General features: G+C 73.0%; 14 protein-coding genes. 11 read left to right on the top strand and 3 right to left on the bottom strand.

The window, feature by feature from the left end:
• Positions 1-49 precede the first annotated feature (49 nt).
• The 8 genes from ACFYNL_RS34420 to ACFYNL_RS34385 all read left to right on the top strand — a co-directional run bounded on the left by ACFYNL_RS34420 (position 50) and on the right by ACFYNL_RS34385 (position 11673).
• A complete protein-coding gene (locus ACFYNL_RS34420) occupies positions 50-1825 on the top strand; it encodes a fatty acyl-AMP ligase (RefSeq protein WP_388810646.1) in 1776 nt (591 codons plus the stop codon).
• On the top strand, positions 1822-7458 hold the full coding sequence (locus tag ACFYNL_RS34415; protein ID WP_388810644.1) for an SDR family NAD(P)-dependent oxidoreductase: 5637 nt from the start codon (positions 1822-1824) through the stop codon (positions 7456-7458). Before ACFYNL_RS34420 ends, ACFYNL_RS34415 begins: the two co-directional genes overlap by 4 nt.
• Positions 7459-7542: 84 nt before the next feature.
• Positions 7543-8004, top strand: coding sequence for an SET domain-containing protein-lysine N-methyltransferase (locus ACFYNL_RS34410; RefSeq protein ID WP_388810641.1), 462 nt, complete (start codon positions 7543-7545; stop codon positions 8002-8004).
• On the top strand, positions 8004-8708 hold the full coding sequence (gene fabG / locus ACFYNL_RS34405; protein WP_388810639.1) for a 3-oxoacyl-ACP reductase FabG: 705 nt from the start codon (positions 8004-8006) through the stop codon (positions 8706-8708). The genes ACFYNL_RS34410 and fabG overlap by 1 nt, the downstream gene beginning before the upstream one ends.
• A gap of 39 nt (positions 8709-8747) precedes the next feature.
• The gene (gene fabI, locus ACFYNL_RS34400) at positions 8748-9509 is read left to right on the top strand and encodes an enoyl-ACP reductase FabI (protein ID WP_388810637.1); all 762 of its coding nucleotides are present in this window, start codon (positions 8748-8750) and stop codon (positions 9507-9509) included.
• 5 nt (positions 9510-9514) lie between these two features.
• Positions 9515-9970 carry a MaoC family dehydratase N-terminal domain-containing protein gene (locus tag ACFYNL_RS34395; protein ID WP_388810635.1) on the top strand — a complete coding sequence of 152 codons (456 nt, stop codon included), beginning with the start codon at positions 9515-9517 and terminating at the stop codon, positions 9968-9970.
• A gap of 117 nt (positions 9971-10087) precedes the next feature.
• Entirely contained in the window at positions 10088-10636 is a 549-nt protein-coding gene (locus ACFYNL_RS34390) for a hypothetical protein (RefSeq protein ID WP_388810632.1), read from the top strand.
• Positions 10637-10827: 191 nt separating this feature from the next.
• Entirely contained in the window at positions 10828-11673 is an 846-nt protein-coding gene (locus tag ACFYNL_RS34385) for a serine protease (protein WP_388810630.1), read from the top strand.
• A gap of 108 nt (positions 11674-11781) precedes the next feature.
• Here ACFYNL_RS34385 and ACFYNL_RS34380 read toward each other — a convergent pair whose 3' ends face one another.
• Entirely contained in the window at positions 11782-12012 is a 231-nt protein-coding gene (locus ACFYNL_RS34380) for a hypothetical protein (protein WP_301996277.1), read from the bottom strand.
• Positions 12013-12456: 444 nt separating this feature from the next.
• Between ACFYNL_RS34380 and ACFYNL_RS34375 the strand changes: the two genes are divergently transcribed.
• The 3 genes from ACFYNL_RS34375 to ACFYNL_RS34365 all read left to right on the top strand — a co-directional run bounded on the left by ACFYNL_RS34375 (position 12457) and on the right by ACFYNL_RS34365 (position 16896).
• Positions 12457-14580 carry a type IIA DNA topoisomerase subunit B gene (locus tag ACFYNL_RS34375; RefSeq protein WP_388810627.1) on the top strand — a complete coding sequence of 708 codons (2124 nt, stop codon included), beginning with the start codon at positions 12457-12459 and terminating at the stop codon, positions 14578-14580.
• 262 nt (positions 14581-14842) lie between these two features.
• Complete coding sequence (locus tag ACFYNL_RS34370; RefSeq protein ID WP_388810877.1) at positions 14843-15304, top strand: DUF485 domain-containing protein; 462 nt, start codon at positions 14843-14845, stop codon at positions 15302-15304.
• Positions 15301-16896, top strand: coding sequence for a cation acetate symporter (locus ACFYNL_RS34365; protein ID WP_388810625.1), 1596 nt, complete (start codon positions 15301-15303; stop codon positions 16894-16896). The genes ACFYNL_RS34370 and ACFYNL_RS34365 overlap by 4 nt, the downstream gene beginning before the upstream one ends.
• A gap of 106 nt (positions 16897-17002) precedes the next feature.
• On the opposite strand, the gene ACFYNL_RS34360 is transcribed toward ACFYNL_RS34365, so the two are convergent.
• The gene (locus ACFYNL_RS34360; protein ID WP_388810623.1) at positions 17003-17683 is read right to left on the bottom strand and encodes a response regulator; all 681 of its coding nucleotides are present in this window, start codon (positions 17681-17683) and stop codon (positions 17003-17005) included.
• Positions 17680-19356: an ATP-binding protein gene (locus ACFYNL_RS34355; RefSeq protein ID WP_388810620.1), complete on the bottom strand. Its 1677-nt coding sequence runs from the start codon at positions 19354-19356 to the stop codon at positions 17680-17682. Before ACFYNL_RS34355 ends, ACFYNL_RS34360 begins: the two co-directional genes overlap by 4 nt.

The following is a 19356-nucleotide window of genomic DNA, read 5'->3' as shown; positions in this document are numbered from 1 at the left end:
GCCGGAACGGGCGCGCACCGCAGCATCCCGGATGAAAGAGGCCCCACCCATGCCCTCCCACGCACCGGTGACCGCCGTCCGCGGCACCGGGTTCCACGACCTGCCACGCGCCGTCCGGCACTGGGCGTGCGACCGAGGTGCGGCCCCGGCGCTGACGTTCGTCGACCACGGAACCGACCGCAGGGGCGTGGCCACCACCCTGACCTACGCCGAGCTAGACCGGCGGGCGTCCGCCGTCGCGGCGGCCCTCGCCGTGCACTGCCGCCCCGGCGACCGGGTCGCGCTGACGGCACCGCACGGCCTGGACTACGTGGTCGGCTTCCTCGGCTGCCTGTACGCCCGTACGGTCGCCGTGCCGCTCTACGCCCCGGAACTGTTCCGCAGCAACGACCGGCTGGAGGCCGTGCTGCGGGACGCCGGACCGTCCTGCGTGCTCACCACCCGGGCAGCCGCCGACGGGGTCACCGCGCTGACCCGCACCACCTGCGGCGAGGCCACGACCGTACTGCTCCTGGACGACCTGGGGACGGCCGACGGCCGGGCCGCCGAGGCCGCCGGGCCGACCGGCCCCTTCGACATCGCCTACCTGCAGTACACCTCCGGATCCACCCAGTCCCCGCGCGGCGTGCTCATCGGCAACGACAACCTCGTGGCGGCGGCCCGGCAGAGCGCCGAGCAGTCGAGCCTGACGGAACAGGACGTCATCGTCTCCTGGCTGCCGTACTTCCACGACATGGGCCTGATCACCGGCATCGCGATGCCCCTGCTCGCGGGCGCCCGTGCCGTGCACCTGACGCCGATGGCCTTCGTGCAGCAGCCGTACCGCTGGCTCCGCCTGATCAGCGACTACGGCGGCACCTGGACCGCCGCCCCCAACTTCGCCCTCGACCTGTGCGTACGCCGCATCACCGGCGACCACATGACGTCCCTGCGCCTGGACACCCTGCACACCCTGTGCAACGGCAGCGAGCAGGTCCGCTCGCAGAGCGTGCGGGCCTTCGCCGAGAAGTTCGCGCCCTGCGGCTTCGCCCTCTCCGGCCACGCCCCCGGCTACGGCCTCGCGGAGGCCACCCTGGGCGTCACCTCCGCCCTGGACGGCGCCACGATCCTCACGTTCGACCGCGCCGAGCTGGCCGAGGGCCGGGTCCGCCGCTGCCCGCCGGACGCGCCCGAGGCCTGGCAACTCGTGGGCTGCGGCACACCCCTGCCCGGAGTGCAGGTGCGCATCGCCGACGACGGCACCGAGCAGCCCGCCGACCGGGTCGGGGAGATCTGGGTCAGCGGCCCCAACGTCTCGCCCGGCTACTGGGGCCGTCCCGAGGAGACCCGGCGGTCCTTCGGGGCCGAGCTGCTCGGCCGGGACGGCACCCGCACCGCACCCGTGTGGCTGCGCACCGGTGACCTCGGCTTCCTCCACGAGGGCGAGCTGTTCGTCACCGGACGGATCAAGGACCTCGTGGTCATCGACGGCCGCAATCACTACCCGTCCGACATCGAAGCCACCGTGGGCACCGCCCTCGACGGCATGCCGGTCGCGACCACCGCGGCCTTCCCGGTCACCGACGAGCAGGGGGAACGGCTGGTCGTCGCCGTCGAACTGCGCCGGGCCGCGGGAGCCGACCTGCCCGGCACCCGCGAGGAGGCGGTGCGGTCCGTGCGCCGCGCCGTCGGCGAGCACCACGGCGTCGAACCGCACGAGGTCGTCTTCCTGCGGCCCGGCGCCCTGCCCAAGACCAGCAGCGGCAAGGTACGACGCCACGCCTGCGCGGAACGCCACCGCCTCGGGACGCTGGACTACCTGGAAACGGAGCGGTGGACCGCATGAACGAGCAGACCCTGCGCTCCTGGCTCGTCTCCTGGCTGGCGCAGCACCTCGACGTCACCGAGGACGACATCGACGCCGACCGGCCCCTGGCCGGCATGGGCCTCACCTCCCGGCAGATCGTGGAACTCTCCGGGAACCTGGAAGACCTCCTCGACCGCGCCCTGTCGCCCGCCCTGGTCTACGAGGCACCGACCGTGCGGGCCCTCGCCCGGCGGCTCCTCGCGACTGGCCCCGCCGAGCGGACGGAGCCGGACGCTCCGGCCCTCCCGGAGCGGCCCACCAGCGGACCGGAGGCCGAGCCCATAGCCGTCATCGGGCTCGGCATGCGCCTGCCCGGAGGGGTGGCCACGCCCGAGTCGTTCTGGGAGCTGCTGAGCGACGGCCGGGACGCCGTCGGCGACCCGCCCCCCGGCCGGTGGGAGCTGCTGGGGGCGCTGGACCCCGCCGCCCGAACCGTGCTGGACCGCACGCCGGCCCGCGGTGGCTACCTCAGCGACGACCTGGCCGCCTTCGATCCCGCCTTCTTCGGCATGTCCGACCGTGAGGCCGCCGCCACCGACCCCCAGCAGCGCCTCATGCTGGAGGTCGTCTGGGAAGCGCTGGAACACGCCGGAATCCCGCCGCGCTCCCTCGCCCGCTCCCGGACCGGCGTGTTCGTCGGCGCCTCGGCCTCCGACTACGGAGCCGTGCAGATGAGCAACCTTCCGGAGATCAACGCCTGGAGCGGCGCCGGCTCCGCGCTCGGGGTCATCGCCAACCGGGTCTCCTACGTCCTGGGGCTGCGCGGCCCGAGCCTGGTCGTCGACACGGCCTGCTCCTCCTCGCTGGTCGCGGTGCACCAGGCCGTCGGGAGCCTGCGGTCGGGAGAGAGCGACCTGGCGCTGGCCGGCGGGGTGAACCTGCTGCTCTCGCCCGCCGTGACGGTGAACTTCGAAGAGGCCGGGGTCATGGCCGCCGACGGCCGCTGCAAGACCTTCGCCGCCGGCGCCGACGGCTACGGCCGGGGCGAAGGCTGCGCGGTGGTGGTGCTCAAGCCGCTGTCCGCCGCCCGACGCGACGGCGACCGCGTGCTGGCGGTGATCCGGGGCAGCGCGGTCAACCAGGACGGCGCGTCCAACGGCCTGCTCGCCCCCAACCCCGAGGCGCAGGAGGACCTGCTGCGCACGGCGCTGGCCGCGGCCGGACTGACCGCGCACGACCTCGACTACGTCGAGGCGCACGGCACGGGGACCGCCCTGGGCGACCCCATCGAGGCGGCCGCCCTGACCGCCGCCCTCCTCGACGGACGCGACCGGGACCTCCTCATAGGCTCGGTGAAGACGAACATCGGCCATCTGGAGGCGGCGGCGGGCGTCGCGGGCCTCATCAAGGTGGTCCTGGCCCTCGGCCATGACGCGCTGCCGGCCAGCCTGAACTTCGACCGCCCCAACCCGCTCATCCCCTTCGACGAGCTGAGGATGCGCGTCGTCACACAACGCACACCGTGGCCGCGCGGCGAGCGCCCCCGCCGGGCCGGTGTGAGCAGCTTCGGCTTCGGCGGTACCAACGCGCATGTCGTCATGGAGGAGGCGCCGCCCGAGGAGCCCCGCCCCCGCACCGGCCCCGCCCGATCCGATGAGGTCCTCCTGGTGCCGGTCTCCGCCGGATCGGCGGACGCCCTGGACGACCGGCTGCGCCGGCTCGGGGACTGGCTGGCCGGCAAGGGCGCGGACGTGCCCTTCGACGACGTGGTGCACACCCTCGCCCTGCGCCGGTCCCACGAACCGGAGCGGCTCACCGTACCCGCCCGGGACACGCACGGGCTGCGTCGGGCGCTCGCCGACCACCTTGCCGGCACCGCCGTGCCCGGACTCACCCGCGGCCGGGCCGCCACCGAACCGCCGGGCGCCGTCTGGCTGTTCTCCGGCCAGGGCTCCCAGTGGGCCGGCATGGCTCGCACGCTGCTGGACACCGCTCCGGCCTTCCGGCGGGTCATCGACGAGCTGGAACCGATGATCGCGGCCGAGTCGGGCTTCTCCCTGCGCCGGGTGCTCGACGAGCCGGAGGTGCCCACCGACGTCTCCGTCGTGCAGCCGCTGATCTTCGCGGTGCAGCTCGGCCTCGCCGAGCTGTGGCGGGCGCACGGACCACGGCCCGCCGCCGTCGTCGGGCACTCCATGGGAGAGGTCGCCGCGGCCGTCGTCGCGGGCGCCCTCGACGTCCGTGACGGCGTCAAGGTGATCTGCCGGCGGTCGAGGCTGCTGCTGAAGGTGGCGGGCCAGGGCGCCATGGCGGTGGTCGAGAGTCCTGCCGAGGAGGTCGCCGCCCGGCTGGACCGGACGGCTCAGGCGGATGCGGTCACCGTGGCCGTCGTACCGAGCCCGCGCTCCACGGTGATCGCCGGTGACCCCGAGGGCGTCCGGCGCGTCGCCGACGCCTACGAGGCGGAAGGGGTCAACGCCCGACTGGTCCAGGTGGACGTGGCGTCCCACTCGCCCCAGATGGACGTCCTGCTGGACCCGCTCGTCGCGGAACTCGCCGACCTCGCCCCACGCCCGCCCCACACCCCCTTCTTCTCCACCGTCGAGGGGCGAGCGGACCGTACGCCGGTCTGCGACGCCGCGTACTGGTGCGACAACCTGCGTGCCCCGGTCCGCTTCGCCGACGCCGTACGCACCGCCTTCCACGCCGGACACACCGCCTTCGTGGAGATCAGCGCCCATCCGCTGCTCACCCGCGACACGGCCGCCACCCTCGGCGACCACGACGGCGTGCTGGTCACCGGCACCCTCGTCCGGGACCAGGACGCCCAGGAGAGCTTCCTCGCGGCCGTCGGGCGCCTGCACTGCCACGGCCTGGAACCGGACTGGGCGCACCTCGCCCCCGACGGACGCACCGCCGACCTCCCGTTCATGTCCTGGCGGCGGACCCGGCACTGGACGGCCGTCCCCACCGTGGCCGTGAGCGGTCCCGCCACGGCCATGAGCAGTCCCGCCACGGCCATGAGCGGTCCCCCCACCGGGGCCCCGGCCCCGTCCGGCACCGGACTGCTCGGCCCGGTCACCACCCTGGCGGCCCATCCCGGCACCCGGCTGTGGCAACCGCAGCCGGCCGGGCCCGCATGGGATCCGCTGCGCGCACACCTCCTGCACGGCCGCGAGGTCATGCCGCTGTCCGGCTACGCGGCCCTCGCCCTGGCCGCCGCCGGGGAAGCCGGCCTCGATGCCCCGGACGTACGCGACCTGACCGTGCACAGCCCGCTCGTCCTCGACGGGACGGTCCGCTCCCTGCAGATCACCCTGCGCACCGGGGACGCCCCCGGCGAGCCCGCCGACCTGGACATCCACGCCCTGGACCCGGCCGGGCACTGGCAGCGGCACGCCTCGGCCCGCATCCACGACGACCCGGGCGCCCCGTTCGACGAGGCACCCGGCGCGGACGTCACCGGGCGGCCTGCGGGGACCGGTGGCGACGAGGCCGCCGAGGCCGCCGAGGCCGCCGAGGGAGCCGAGGGAGCCGACACCGTCGAGTACTACGCACGCCTGACCGAGGCGGGCCTCACCTACGGCCCCGCTCTGCGCGCACTGCGCCGACTGCGCAGCGGCCCGGGCCGGGCCGTCGCCGTCGCCGAGGCCGAGCCGCACACCGCCGCCGGGTCCCTGCCCGAACTCGACGCGGCCTTCCAGGCGCTGCCCGCCGTGCTGCCGCCGTCCACGGGTTGGACCGTCACGGGGTTCGACAGCCTGGTCCAGCGTCCCGGCGGTCCCTCCGGGCCCCTCACGGTCCGGGCCAGGATCTCCGGCGACCCGGCCGGGCCGGCCCTCGTGGCGGAGCTGGACTGGTACCGCTCAGGCACCCGGGTCGCCCGCGCCCGCGGCGTACGTGTGCGCCGTACCGACGCGCGGCCCGCTGCCCCGCAGCCGGCCTGGCTGCACGGGCTGCAATGGCAGTCGGCGCCGCAGCCCGACGGTGTCCCGGAGGGCCCGGTCGTCGTCGTGGGATCCGGTGAACTCGCCGACCTGCTGGCGCGGCGCCTCGCGGACCTCGGTGTCACATGCCGGTCCGTGCCCGGTCCGGGCCCCGCCGACCTCACCGGCGCCGCACTGCGCCGGCACCTCGGACTGGACGACGGCGTCCGGCACCTGGTCCACCTGCCCGCTCCCGGCACCGGACCGGAGTCGGCCCTCGCGCTGACCCTCGACGCGGTCCGGCTGGTCCGCGCCGTCACCGAGGCCGACGGACCTCGGCTGTGGTTCGCCACCGTGGGGGCCCAGGCCACGGGCGGCGGCCCCGTCGACCCCGCCCACGCGGCCCTGTGGGGCATCGGCCGCAGCGCCGCACTGGAGCACCCCCGTGCATGGGGCGGCCTGGTCGACCTGGAGGCTCCCACCGGAGCCGACGCCGCCGCCGCGGCGCGGGCGCTGGTGACCGAACTGGCCGCAGCGCCCGGTACCGGGACGCAGAGCGCCTACCGCGCCACCGTGCGCCACGTCCCCCGGCTCACCGCACGACCGCCCGCCCCGCCCCGCGGCCCTGCCGCCCGGCTGGATTCGCACGGCGCACATCTCGTCGTCGGCGCCACCGGCCGAACCGGCCCCGCACTGCTGACCAGACTCGCCGCCCTCGGGGCCCGGCACCTGGTGCTGCTCTCCCGGCGCGGCGTGACGGGGGACGCGGCCCGGACCGTGGAGCGGCTGCGGGCCACCGGCACCACCGTGCACGAGGTCGCCGCCGACGTCGCCGACGAGAACGCCCTGCGCGCGCTGTTCGACCGCTTCGGCGACGAACTTCCCCCGCTGCGCGGCATCTTCCAGGCGGCGTTCGTGGAGGACGTCACCCCCCTCGCGGACCTCACCCCCGAGCGGGTGACGGCCGTGCTGCGGCCCAAGGTCGCGGGCACCGCCCTGCTGCACCGTCTCAGCGCAGGCCACCCGGTGGAGCACTTCGTGTGCTTCTCCTCCACCACGGCCCTGCTCGGGTCGCAGGGCCTGGCCCACTACGCCGCCGCCAACTGCTACATGGACGCGCTCGTCCACGCACGCCGGCGTACCGGAACGCCCGCCCACGTCGTCAACTGGGGACCGTGGCGCGACGGCCTGGATCCCGCGGTCCACGAGGCCATCACCGCGACCGGCATGCGCCTCATGCCGGGAGAGCGGGCCGCCGCCGCCCTGGACCACGTACTCGGCGCGGACACGGCGCAGTTCGTGATCGCCGACGCCGACTGGCCCGCCGTCGCCGCCGCCTACGCCCTGCGCACCCCGGTGCCGCTGCTGGCGGACCTCCGCCAGGAGACCGGTCCCGACCTGCCGGGTCCGGCGACGGCCGAGGACACCCGACCGCAGCCCCTGGCCGAGGACGACGTGGCGGCCCTGCTGGCCGCAGCGCCAACCGCCGAACGCCGCCGCGAGATCGTCGTGGCCCATGTGCGGGCCACGGTCGCCCGCGCCCTGGACCTCGAAGGGCCGCAGGCGCTCGACCCCGACGCCGACTTCCACGCCCACGGCATGGACTCGCTGATGACCATGACCGTCCTACGACGCCTCAAGGCACTGGCCCCCGGTCTCAACCTGGCCGCGATCAGCCCGCACCGGACGGTGACCGCCCTGGCCGACGCCGTGCTCCGGCACCGGGAGGAGACCGGAGCCGCCTGACCCCGCCGTCTCCCGTCGCCCACTCACCCACCTCGCACACAGACCGCGGGCACGTCCGCCCGTGGAGGGAAGAAGGAAACCGTCATGTCCGAGAACGCCTTCGTCGTCGTCCACGACCGTCCGTACGGAGCCGGTGTCGTCGCCGCCCGAGCGCTGGCCGAGGGCGAGGCCGTCGCCGACCTCAGTGAATGCGTCATCGCCGACGCCCCGTCCGTCTACACCATCGACGTCGGCGGCGGCCGGCACATCGACGGCCCCCAGGTCCGCTACCTCAACCACTCCTGCACGCCCAACGTGTACGTGGACGCCGAGCGGATGGACGTACGCGCCCTGCGGCCGGTCGCTGCGGGGGAGGAGCTGGCCTTCTTCTACCCCTCCACCGAATGGGACATGGTCGCCCCGTTCGACTGCCTGTGCGGCGCTGCCGACTGCCTGGGCACCGTCGCGGGAGCGCGCGCCGCCTCCCCGCAGGCGCTGCGCGGCCACCGGCTGAACCGGCACGTGGCGGAGCGCCTCGCCGCGGTGGAAGCGATCCGGAGCGCCTGATGCCGCGCTCCTGCCTGGTCGTCGGAGGGAGCCGCGGCATCGGCCGGGCCGTGGCGGAGGAACTGCGCGCGGCCGGTGACCGGGTCGCCGTCACCTACCGCAACGGCTCACCGCCCGACGGACTGTTCGCCGTGCGCTGCGACGTCACCGACACCGCGGAGGTCGACGCCGCCTTCCGCGCGGTCGAGGCCGAGCAGGGCGCGGTGGAGGTCCTGGTGGTCAACGCGGGCATCGTGCAGGACCAGTTGCTGGCCGCCATGCCGGAGCACCGCTTCACCGAGGTCCTGGACACCAACCTGACCGGCGCCTACCGGGTGGTGAAGCGCGCGGTGCGCGGCATGCTGCGCCGGCGTGGCGGACGCATCGTCCTGGTCTCGTCGGTGGTCGCGCTGCAGGGGTCCGCCGGGCAGGCCAACTACGCGGCGTCCAAGGCGGGTCTGATCGGCTTCGGCCGCAGCCTCGCGCGCGAGCTGGGGCCGCGGAACATCACCGTCAACATCGTCGCACCGGGCCTGACCGAGACCGACATGACCGCCCGGCTGGCTCCGGAACTGCTGGCGGAGTACCTCCGCCAGGTCCCGCTCGGCCGCATGGCGCAGCCCGCGGAAGTGGCCCGCGCCGTGGGCTTCCTGGCCTCGCCCGGCGCGGGCTACGTCACCGGAGCCGTCGTCCCGGTCGACGGCGGCTCCTCGATGGGGCACTGAGCGGGCACCGAGCCCCCGTAACAACCGCAAGGAGACTCGATGGGCATCCTCGAAGGCCGGCGCGTCCTGGTCACGGGCGTCCTCACCCAGGCATCCATCGCCTTCCACGTGGCGCGCGTCGCGCAGGCCGAGGGCGCACGGGTCGTGCTCACCGCGCACGGCAGGCCCAGCCTGGTGCGGCGCATCGCGCAACGCCTGCCCGAACCGCCCCCGGTGATCGAGCTGGACGTCACCGACGCCACCCAGCTCGCCACCCTCGCCGACCGGGTGGGGGAGCACGTGGACGGCCTGGACGGGGTCCTGCACTCGATCGGGTACGCCCCGCCGTCCGCCCTCGGCGGCAACTTCCTGTCGACGCCGTGGGAGGACGTCGCCACCGCGGTCCACGTCTCGACGTACTCCCTCAAGTCCCTGACCACGGCGGTGCTTCCGCTGATGGGCGAGGGCGGCTCGGTCGTCGGCCTGGACTTCGACGCCTCCCGGGCCTGGGAGGGGTACGACTGGATGGGCGTGGCCAAGGCGGGGCTGGAGTCCTGCGCCCGCTACCTCGCCCGCGAGCTGGGACCCCGCGCGATCAGGGTCAACCTGGTGGCCGCCGGTCCTCTGGCGACCACCGCCGCCCGCAGCGTCCCCGGGTTCGACGGCGACTTCTGGGACCGGGCCGCGCCGCTGGGGTGGGACGCGGCGGACGCGGAGCCCACCGCGCGGGCCTGCGTCGCGCTGCTGTCGGACTGGTTCACGGCCACCACCGGCGAGATCGTGCACGTCGACGGCGGCGCACACGCCGTGGGCGGCGGCTGATCCCGGTGGCGGTCAACAGGGCGTATCTCGGCCGAAGTTTCCCCGCTGCCGAGCCGTACGAGGTCACCCGCGCCGCGGTGCGCGCGTTCGCCGACGCCATCGGCGACCCGCACCCCGTCTACCACCGTCCGGAGGCCGCCCGGGAGGCCGGCCACCCCGACCTGGTCGCCCCACCGACGTTCGCCGCGCTGGTCGCCGGGAACGCGTACTGGCCGCTGCTGGAGGACCCGGCCTTCGGGTTCGGCACCGAGGGCACGGTGCATCTGGCGCAGCGGTTCGAGTACGTCCGCCCGATCCACGCCGGTGACACCCTCCGGGCCGAGGTCACTCCGGAGACCCTGGACACCCAGGCCGGCCGCGACCGCGTCGTCTTCCGCAGTCTGCTGCGGGACGCCCGCGGCGCGCCCGTGGCCACGGTCCTGACGACTCTGCTCGCCCCGGAAGCGGCGTCAGCGCCCTGAACCGGGCCGGCCGCTCTGGCCGAAACCGAATATCGGACGGGGCGGCGCCCGGGACAATGACGATCGAACTTTCGCGCAAGGGAGCCTGTCATCCTCTATCTGATTCTCGCTTGTGACGTGCTGTTCTGGGTCTTCCTCGTCGGCGGCCTGGCGGCGCGCTACGCCGCCGGCCGGCGGCTCCTGGGCGGCGCACTGCTGGTCTGTGTCCCGCTGATCGACGTCGTACTCCTGACCGCCACCGTCCTCAGCGTCCGGGACGGGGCGGAGCCGACCGTCTGGCACGGCCTGTCCGCGGCCTATCTCGGCATCACCGTGGTGTACGGCCACCGGACCGTGCGCTGGGCCGACGCCAAGTTCGCGCGCCGCTTCGGCGGGGACGCCCCCGCGCCGCGCCCCAAGCTCTACGGTCGCGCGGCCGTGGCGGACGCGTGGAAGTCCTGGTTCAGGTTCCTGCTGGCGTACGCGATCAGCGTCGGCATGATCTTCGGTCTGGTGGTGCTGGTCGGTGGTCTGGAGGAAGGTGCTCCGCTGCTGGTCTGGCTCAACCCGCTCACCAAGGTCCTGGTGTACAGCTTGATCTGGCCCGTGGTGACCACCATCTGGCCCGGCAAGGCCCCGGAGTCGGAGCCGGAGCCGGTGCGGGACAGGGCCGGCGGGGGCGGCTGAGCCGGCGCCGCGGCGGCGGGCCGAGGAGCGGCGGACCGCGAAGATCGTCGCCGCGCCCCGTGCCGCGCCCCGTGCCGCGCGGCGGACCAGCAGGTCGCGGCAGCGGCGATCGCGCTGTTCGCGCGGGTGCGGGTCGCGGCGGGCTGAATCACCCTGGGTGTCCCATGACCACCCCAGAGTGAGGAGGGTCCATGCGTCGTTCCTTTGCCCGGCCGCTGACCCGGCCCCTGGCCCTTGCGGCCGTCGCCGCCGCCATACCGCTGGTCTCCGCCGCTCCCGCGGCCGCCGACAGTGTCGTCGTCGGGGGGTTCGCGGTCGACGTGTCACAGAGCCCGTGGACCGTGGCGCTGTCCAGCCGTGACCGGTTCGGGGGTACGCGGGCGGGGCAGTTCTGCGTCGGCGTGGCGGTGGGCCGCTCCACCGTGCTGACCGCGGCCCACTGCATGAGCGAGGAGGTCCTCGGGGGTGCTCCGGAGCGCATCCGCGACCTCAGCGTCATCGCGGGCCGTACGGATCTGCTGTCGAGCCAGGGACAGGAGATCCGTGTCCGCACCACCTGGGTGAACCCGGCCTACGACAGCGCCACCAACGCCGGAGACTTCGCTGTGCTCTCCCTCACTCGGCCCCTCCCCGCCGGCTCGGTGATCGGCATGGCGGGCACCGGTGACCCCGCCTATGCGCCGGGGACGGCGGCGCTGGTCTACGGCTGGGGGGACATCACGGGCGCGGGCGACTACGCGCGGAGCCTGCGCGCGGCACGCGTGCGTGTGCTGTCGGACGCCTTGTGCAAGGAGGCCTATCCGGGCGGCGGCGACGGCAGGTACCTCGCGGACAGCATGGTCTGCGCGGGGGAGCCGCAAGGGGGCAGGGACGCCTGCCAGGGGGACAGCGGAGGGCCGCTGGTCGCTCAGGGGAAGTTGATCGGCCTCGTGTCCTGGGGGAGCGGCTGCGGTCGCGCGGGCAGTCCGGGCGTCTACACGCGGGTGTCCGAGGTCGTGCGGTCCCTGCGCTGGCGCAGTGCTCCCACGGGGGCCTGACGGGACCCGAGGGCTCGCGGGTAGAGCGCGGGCGGCCGCCCCTGCTCTTCAGGGGCGGCCGCCCGTCAACCGGCCTGTGCCGGGGCTGGCTCGTCGTGGTGCGAGAGGTCAGCGCTCTTCTTCGGACGTGGATGCCGGAACGGACGTCAGCCGCTCCGTCTCGTCCTGTATCTCAGCGGCGATCTTCTTGAGTTCCGGCTCGAACTTGCGGCCGTGGTGGGCGCAGAAGAGCAGTTCTCCACCGCTGAGCAGGACGACACGCACGTATGCCTGTGCGCCGCAGCGGTCGCAGCGGTCAGCGGCCGTCAGCGGGCTCGCGGGGGTCAGAACAGTAGTCACGTCGCCTCTTCTCTAGCTCGACGAGCTGTCGTACCAGGGTCAACATCCAACCAGCCCCAAAACGTTCCCGCTCGTGGCTTCTCCCTCAGTGAAATTTTCCGAGGGGGCTGGCTGCTGCCGGTGTGGCGGCGAATGTGCCGTAGTGCGTCTCTGTCTTGCTTACGGTTTCGCGCTGTCGGTCAAGGTCAGGTCCTCCCGGCTGGCTTGCCGGTTCGTTCATGAGGACGTGCCCGGAGCCTAAATGGTTCATGCCCCGAAGGGAACGTGATATGTACTTCACCCCATCGAGGGATCGAACAGGTATGCGAGCCTGGACTAGTCTGTGATTCGCACGAGGGTGGCGTTACAACGGCTCTACCAGGCCTCGGTACCCTCTTGACGGCGACCGAAGCCGCGCCCTTACCCATCAGGGCGTCATCTGAAATTCAGCGAGGAGCGAACCGCGTGACCGCCGAGACGTCCGTGCCGTCCACAGCGCTGCTGGCAGGAGCAGACCGGGACGGTTCCAACTACACCGCGCGGCACCTGCTCGTCCTTGAGGGCCTCGAAGCCGTGCGCAAGCGCCCGGGCATGTACATCGGCTCCACCGACAGCCGCGGTCTCATGCACTGCCTGTGGGAGATCATCGACAACTCCGTCGACGAGGCACTCGGCGGCTACTGCGACCACATCGAGGTGATCCTCCACGACGACGGCTCCGTGGAGGTCCGGGACAACGGCCGGGGCATCCCGGTCGACGTCGAGCCCAAGACCGGACTGTCCGGCGTCGAGGTCGTCATGACCAAGCTGCACGCCGGCGGCAAGTTCGGCGGTGGCTCCTACGCCGCCTCCGGCGGTCTGCACGGCGTGGGCGCCTCCGTGGTGAACGCCCTGTCCGCCCGGCTGGACATCGAGGTGGACCGGGCCGGTCACACCCACGCCATCAGCTTCCGGCGCGGTGTCCCCGGCGTCTTCGCGGGGGACGGCTCGAACGCCAAGTTCGAGGCCAAGGGCGGCCTGCGCAAGGCCAAGAAGATCCCCAAGACCCGCACCGGCACCCGCACGCGCTACTGGGCCGACCGCCAGATCTTCCTCAAGGACGCCAAGCTCTCCCTGGACACCCTGCACCAGCGCGCCCGGCAGACCGCGTTCCTGGTGCCCGGACTGACCATCGTCGTCCGCGACGAGTTCGGCCTCGGCGAGGGCGGCAGCAAGGGTGAGGAGTCGTTCCGCTTCGATGGCGGCATCAGTGAGTTCTGCGAGTTCCTGGCCACCGACAAGCCCGTGTGCGACGTCCTCCGCTTCTCCGGCCAGGGCACCTTCAGGGAGACCGTCCCGGTCCTCGACGAGCACGGTCAGATGACCCCCACCCAGGTCACCCGCGAGCTCGACGTCGACGTGGCGCTGCGGTGGGGCACGGGCTACGACACGACCCTGAGGTCGTTCGTGAACATCATCGCCACCCCCAAGGGCGGCACCCACGTCGCCGGCTTCGAGACGGCGGTGACCAGCACCATGAACGAGGTGCTGCGCGCCAAGAAGCTGCTGAGGGTCGCCGAGGACGACATCGTCAAGGACGACGCCCTGGAAGGGCTCACGGCGGTCGTCACCGTGCGCCTGGCCGAGCCGCAGTTCGAGGGGCAGACCAAGGAGGTCCTCGGCACCTCGGCGGCCCGCCGCATCGTGAACACCGTGATCTCCAAGGAGCTCAAGGCGTTCCTGACCTCCACCAAGCGCGACGCCGCCGCCCAGGCCCGGGTCGTCATGGAGAAGGCGGTCGCCGCCGCGCGTACGCGTATCGCGGCTCGCCAGCACAAGGACGCGCAGCGCCGGAAGACGGCACTGGAGTCGTCGTCGCTGCCCGCCAAGCTCGCCGACTGCCGCAGCGACGACGTCGACCGCAGCGAGCTGTTCATCGTCGAGGGGGACTCCGCGCTCGGCACCGCCAAGCTCGCCCGGAACTCCGAGTTCCAGGCGCTGCTGCCGATCCGCGGCAAGATCCTGAACGTCCAGAAGTCGTCCGTGACCGACATGCTCAAGAACGCCGAGTGCGGCGCGATCATCCAGGTCATAGGAGCGGGCTCCGGGCGGACCTTCGACATCGACGCCGCCCGCTACGGCAAGATCATCATGATGACCGACGCCGACGTGGACGGCTCCCACATCCGGACCCTGCTGCTGACGCTGTTCCAGCGCTACATGCGGCCGATGATCGAGGCGGGCCGGGTGTTCGCCGCGGTGCCGCCGCTGCACCGGATCGAGCTCATCCAGCCCAAGAAGGGCCAGGACAAGTACGTCTACACGTACTCGGACCGCGAGCTGCGCGACAAGCTCATGGAGTTCCAGAGCAAGGGCATCCGCTACAAGGACTCCATCCAGCGGTACAAGGGCCTCGGTGAGATGGACGCCGACCAGCTGGCCGAGACGACCATGGACCCGCGCCACCGCACGCTGCGCCGGATCAACCTCTCCGACCTGGAGGCCGCCGAGCGGGTCTTCGATCTGCTGATGGGCAACGACGTGGCCCCGCGCAAGGAGTTCATCTCCGGGTCGGCGGCGACGTTGGACCGGTCCCGTATCGACGCGTAGCCGCTGCGCCCTGGCCCAGGCCGGTTCTCCCGGCCTGGGCTCGCGTGCTGTCCGGGTTTCCCACCCGCACCGTCCGTGCGCCGTTCGTCGCCGGGTGCGGGTGGCTCGCGGGCTATGTGCCCGCCGTCCGCCAGCGGTATGTACGCGGAGTACGGACGCAGCAGGGACGACATATGCGTGCTTCAGCGGGTGAATCACCTGATGGGGTGAAGCGTGCGAAGAAGCCGAGTCCGGGATCCTTCCGTTCTGTCCATGCTTGGACATGTACTCAAGCGACGGTCGTCCCCGCGACGCCAGAGACATGCGGTACGACGATCCCTGGTACGACGCCCTGGCGGCCGGGTGGGGGGAGTCGGACGGTGCGGACGCTCCCGAGGAGGCGCCGCCGGTCGCGGGCGATGTGTACCTGGAGGTACAGCGCAGCGCGGCCTTTCAGGAAGTGCGCCGCCGCTACCGCCGGTTCGTGGTTCCGGCGGTCGCCGTGTTCCTCTCCTGGTACGTGGCGTACGTCGTGGCCGCCACCACCGCGCCGGCGCTGATGGCCCGGCCCGTGGCGGGCGCCGTGAACGTGGCGATGCTCGCGGGGCTCGGACAGTTCCTCACCACCTTCCTGTTCACCTGGGCCTACGTCCGTCACGCACGGCTGCGCCGGGACCGCGCGGCCCTCGAACTGCGCTGGGACACCCAGGAGTTGACGCGCGTCACACAAGGCGGTGCCTCGTGACGGGAGAGCATCAGAGGCTGGCGCTGATCCTGTTCAGCGTGTTCGTCGCCGTCACCCTGGCGATCACGACGTGGGTGAGCCGCAGGAGGCAGGGTTCGGCGGAGGAGTTCTACGCGGGCGGCAGGCTCTTCTCGCCCATGGAGAATGGTTTTGCCCTCGCCGGCGACTACATGTCCGCCGCCTCCTTCCTCGGCATCTCCGGACTCATCGCCCTCTTCGGCTACGACGGACTGCTGTACTCGGTGGGCTTCCTCGTGGCCTGGCTGGTCGTGCTGTTCCTGGTCGCCGAACTGGTGCGCAACTGCGGCCGGTTCACGCTGGCCGACGTGGTCGCCGCGCGCATGAGGGAGCGCCCCGTACGGATCGCGGCGGGAACCTCCTCGGTCACCGTGTCCGTTCTGTACCTGGTGGCGCAGATGGTGGGGGCCGGCACCCTGGTCGCGCTGCTGGTCGGGGGTGCGGGCGAGGCGGTGCGGACCTGGGCCGTCGTCGGCGTCGGCGCACTCATGGTGATCTACGTGTCGCTGGGAGGGATGCGGGCCACCACCTGGATCCAGATCGTCAAAGCCGTCCTGCTCCTCGGCGGGACCGTCGCCCTGACCGCGCTCGTCCTGGTGCGCTTCCACGGCGACTTCGACCGGCTGCTGCTCACGGCGGCCGAGCGCAGCGGCCACGGTTCCGCGTTCCTCGCGCCCGGGCTGAAGTACGGCGGTGACTGGACGGCCCGGCTCGACTTCATCAGCCTGGGCCTGGCGCTCGTCCTCGGCACCGCAGGGCTGCCGCACATCCTCTCCCGCTTCTACACCGTGCCCACGGCCCGCGCGGCGAGGCGCTCGGTGGTCTGGGCGATCGGACTCATCGGCGGCTTCTACCTGATGACGATCGTCCTGGGCTTCGGGGCCGCCGCGATCGTCGGGCCCGAGGCCGTACGGGGATCGAACGCGGCCGGGAACACGGCGGTACCGCTGCTCGCCCTCGATCTGGGCGGCGGCGCGGACTCCACCGGCGGAACGGTTCTGTTCGCCGTGGTCGCCGCCATCGCCTTCGCCACCATCCTCGCGGTGGTCGCCGGCATCACCCTCGCCTCCTCGGCCTCCGTCGCCCACGACCTGTACGCCTCCCTGCGGCGCCGACGACACACCGAGCCCCGCAGCGAGGTGGCCGTCGCGCGCGTCGCCGCGGTCGGCATCGGCGTGGTGGCCATCGCCCTCGGGCTCCTGGCCCGCGACCTCAACGTCGCCTTCCTGGTCGGCCTCGCCTTCGCCGTCGCCGCGTCAGCCAATCTGCCGGTGCTGCTCTACTCGCTGTTCTGGCGGGACTTCACCACGCGCGGGGCCGTCTGGGCCGTGTACGGGGGCCTGGTCCCGGCCGTGCTGCTCGTGCTGCTCTCACCGGTGGTCTCGGGCAGCCCCGACTCCCTTTTCCCGGAGGCCGACTTCCAGTACTTCCCGCTGCAGAACCCCGGCCTCGTCTCGATCCCGCTGGGCTTCGCCGCGGGCTGGCTCGGCACGGTGACCTCCGCCGAGCTGCCCGACGAGGCCAAGCACGCGGAGACGGAGGTGCGGTCGCTGACGGGTGCGGGAGCGGCCTGACGCAGGCGGCTCGGGCAAAGCGTCGCGCGGTCGGCTGACGATTGCGCCGCCTTCATCCGTATGTAGAGGAGGCACGGTTCCTTCCCCCGCCCCCACGGGCCGTGCCTCAGGCGCGGGTCGCCCACACATAACGGTGTTCCGGGCGACCCGCGTCGCCGTACTTGAGGGTGAGGCGGGCCCGTCCGGTGCGCTCCAGGAGCTTGAGATAGCGCTGGGCGGTCTGGCGGCTCACCCCGGTCCGCTCGGCGATCTCCTGGGCGGACAGGGGGCCTTCCGCGTTCATCAGCGACTGGCGGACCAGTTCCGCGGTCGTGGGGGAGTGCCCCTTGGGCAGGTCCGGCTCGGACGGCGCCGACAGGGCGCCGAAGATGCGGTCCACCTCCGCCTGCTCCGCCTCGCCGCCGCCGTCGAGGGTGCGGCGCAGCTCCGCGTACGCCTCCAACTTGGCGCGCAGGCCCGCGAAGGCGAACGGCTTCACCAGGTACTGCAGGGCGCCGTACCGCATCGCCGCCTGCACGGTCGACACGTCCCGGGCCGCCGTCACCATGATCACGTCGGCCTGGTGGCCGCGCCGGCGCATCTCCTGGACGACCGACAGTCCCGTCGCGTCGGGCAGGTAGTGGTCCAAGAGGACCAGGTCGAGGCGGGGCAGCAACTCCATCCGGCGCAACGCCTCCGCCGCGCTGTGCGCCTCACCGGCCACGTGGAAGCCCGGGACCTTCTCGACGTACGCGGCGTTGACCCGCGCGACGCGCGTGTCGTCGTCCACGACCAGGACCTCGATCATCGCGACTCCTCCTCGGTGACGGTGTGCGGATCCGACGGCACGGTGAGGACCGGTGCCGGATCCGGCTCCGCCAGCGCCTCGGGCAGGACGACGATGAACTCCGCGCCCCCGCCGGGCGCTTCACCCACTGCCGCGCTGCCACCCTGCCGTTCGGCGAGCCTGCGCACGAGCGAGAGCCCGATGCCGCGCTCGCGGTGGGCGGGCGGCTGCTTCGTGGACCACCCCTCGGTGAAGATCAACTCGCGGTGCTCCTCGGGGATTCCCGGCCCCGTGTCGCGTACCCGGAGGATCGCGGTCCGCCCTTCGGCCCGCAGTTCGACCTCCACGCGCGCGTGGGGTGTGCCCGCGACGGCGTCCAGTGCGTTGTCCACGAGGTTGCCGACGACCGTGACGAGCCCCCTGGGGTCGATCAGCCGGTCCGGCAGCCCCGTCCGGTCCGCGAGGCGCAGCGCGACGCCACGCTCGGCCGCCACCGTCGCCTTGCCGACCAGCAGGGCGGCGAGCAACGGGTCCTGGATCTTCTCGGCGACCTGCTCCGCGGTGGCCCGGTGATCGCCGACCACCTCACCGACGAACTCCACGGCGTCCTCGTACATCTCCAGTTCCAACAGACCGAGCAGGGTGTGCATGCGGTTCGCGTGCTCGTGGTCCTGGGCGCGCAGGGCGTCGATCAGCCCGCGGGTGGAGTCGAGTTCCCGGCCGAGCTGCTCCAGCTCGGTGCGGTCGCGCAGGGTGGCGACGGCACCACCGTCGTCGGTGGGCATCCGGTTGGCGACCAGGACCCGCTGCCCCCGGACCGTGAGCAGGTCGGTGCCCGTCACCCGGCCGGCCAGCACATCGGTCGTACGGCCCTGCCCGAGCGCCTCGTCGAGGGACCGGCCGACGGCCTCGTCGCCGATGCCCAGCAGCCGCCGCGCCTCGTCGTTGAGGAGCCGGACCCGGCCGTCACGGTCGAGGGCGACGACGCCCTCCCGGATGCCGTGCAGCATCGCCTCGCGCTCCGCCAGCAGCGCCGAGATGTCCGAGAAGGCGAGGTCGCGGGTCTGTCGCTGGACCCGGCGGGAGATGATCCAGGCGGCCAGCGCACCGACCGCCAGGGCACCGCCGGCGTACGCGAACAGCCCGGGGATCGCGTGCAGCAGCCGGGCCCGCACACTGTCGTACGCGATACCGACCGAGACCGCCCCGACGATGTCGCCGTCGCTGTCGCGCAACGGCACCTTGCCGCGGGCGCTGCGGCCCAGGGTGCCGTCGTCGATCTGCATGACCTCGTGACCGGCCAGGGCCCGGCCCGGGTCGGTCGAGACGAGCCTGCCGATCTCAGCGGGGGTGGGGTGGGACCAGCGCACCCCGCGCCGGTCCATCACGACGATGTACTCGGCCTTCGTCGCCAGACGGATCCGTTCGGCCTCCCGCTGGACCGGTCCGTCGGCGGTCGCGGGCGTGCTCACCAGGTCCTCGGCGATCTGCGGCTGGGCGGCGGTGGTCTGCGCGATCGACAGGGCGCGGCGCATCGCCTGGTCGTCGAGCTGGTCGCTGAGTGGGGCGAGGAACAGTCCGGTCGCGAGCACCGCCACTCCCGCGGCGATCGCCACCTGCATCAGCAGCACCTGCGCGAACATCCGCCGGGGCAGACCGAGGCGCAAGCGGCGTGCGGGGGGAGTGGGGCTCAT

It is taken from the genome of Streptomyces sp. NPDC007808, from assembly GCF_042868655.1.
Taxonomy (GTDB): Bacteria; Actinomycetota; Actinomycetes; order Streptomycetales; family Streptomycetaceae; genus Streptomyces.
This window is presented reverse-complemented; position numbering and strand designations above follow the sequence as displayed.

What these genes read in the sequence shown, in the direction of transcription:
- ACFYNL_RS34385 (WP_388810630.1), top strand. Translation starts at nt 10,828, where the DNA reads ATGCGTCGTTCCTTTGCCCGGCCGCTGACCCGGCCCCTGGCCCTTGCG.
- ACFYNL_RS34415 (WP_388810644.1), top strand. Translation starts at nt 1,822, where the DNA reads ATGAACGAGCAGACCCTGCGCTCCTGGCTCGTCTCCTGGCTGGCGCAG.
- ACFYNL_RS34355 (WP_388810620.1), bottom strand. Translation starts at nt 19,356, where the DNA reads ATGAGCCCCACTCCCCCCGCACGCCGCTTGCGCCTCGGTCTGCCCCGG.
- ACFYNL_RS34370 (WP_388810877.1), top strand. Translation starts at nt 14,843, where the DNA reads ATGTACTCAAGCGACGGTCGTCCCCGCGACGCCAGAGACATGCGGTAC.
- fabI (WP_388810637.1), top strand. Translation starts at nt 8,748, where the DNA reads ATGGGCATCCTCGAAGGCCGGCGCGTCCTGGTCACGGGCGTCCTCACC.
- fabG (WP_388810639.1), top strand. Translation starts at nt 8,004, where the DNA reads ATGCCGCGCTCCTGCCTGGTCGTCGGAGGGAGCCGCGGCATCGGCCGG.
- ACFYNL_RS34410 (WP_388810641.1), top strand. Translation starts at nt 7,543, where the DNA reads ATGTCCGAGAACGCCTTCGTCGTCGTCCACGACCGTCCGTACGGAGCC.
- ACFYNL_RS34360 (WP_388810623.1), bottom strand. Translation starts at nt 17,683, where the DNA reads ATGATCGAGGTCCTGGTCGTGGACGACGACACGCGCGTCGCGCGGGTC.
- ACFYNL_RS34420 (WP_388810646.1), top strand. Translation starts at nt 50, where the DNA reads ATGCCCTCCCACGCACCGGTGACCGCCGTCCGCGGCACCGGGTTCCAC.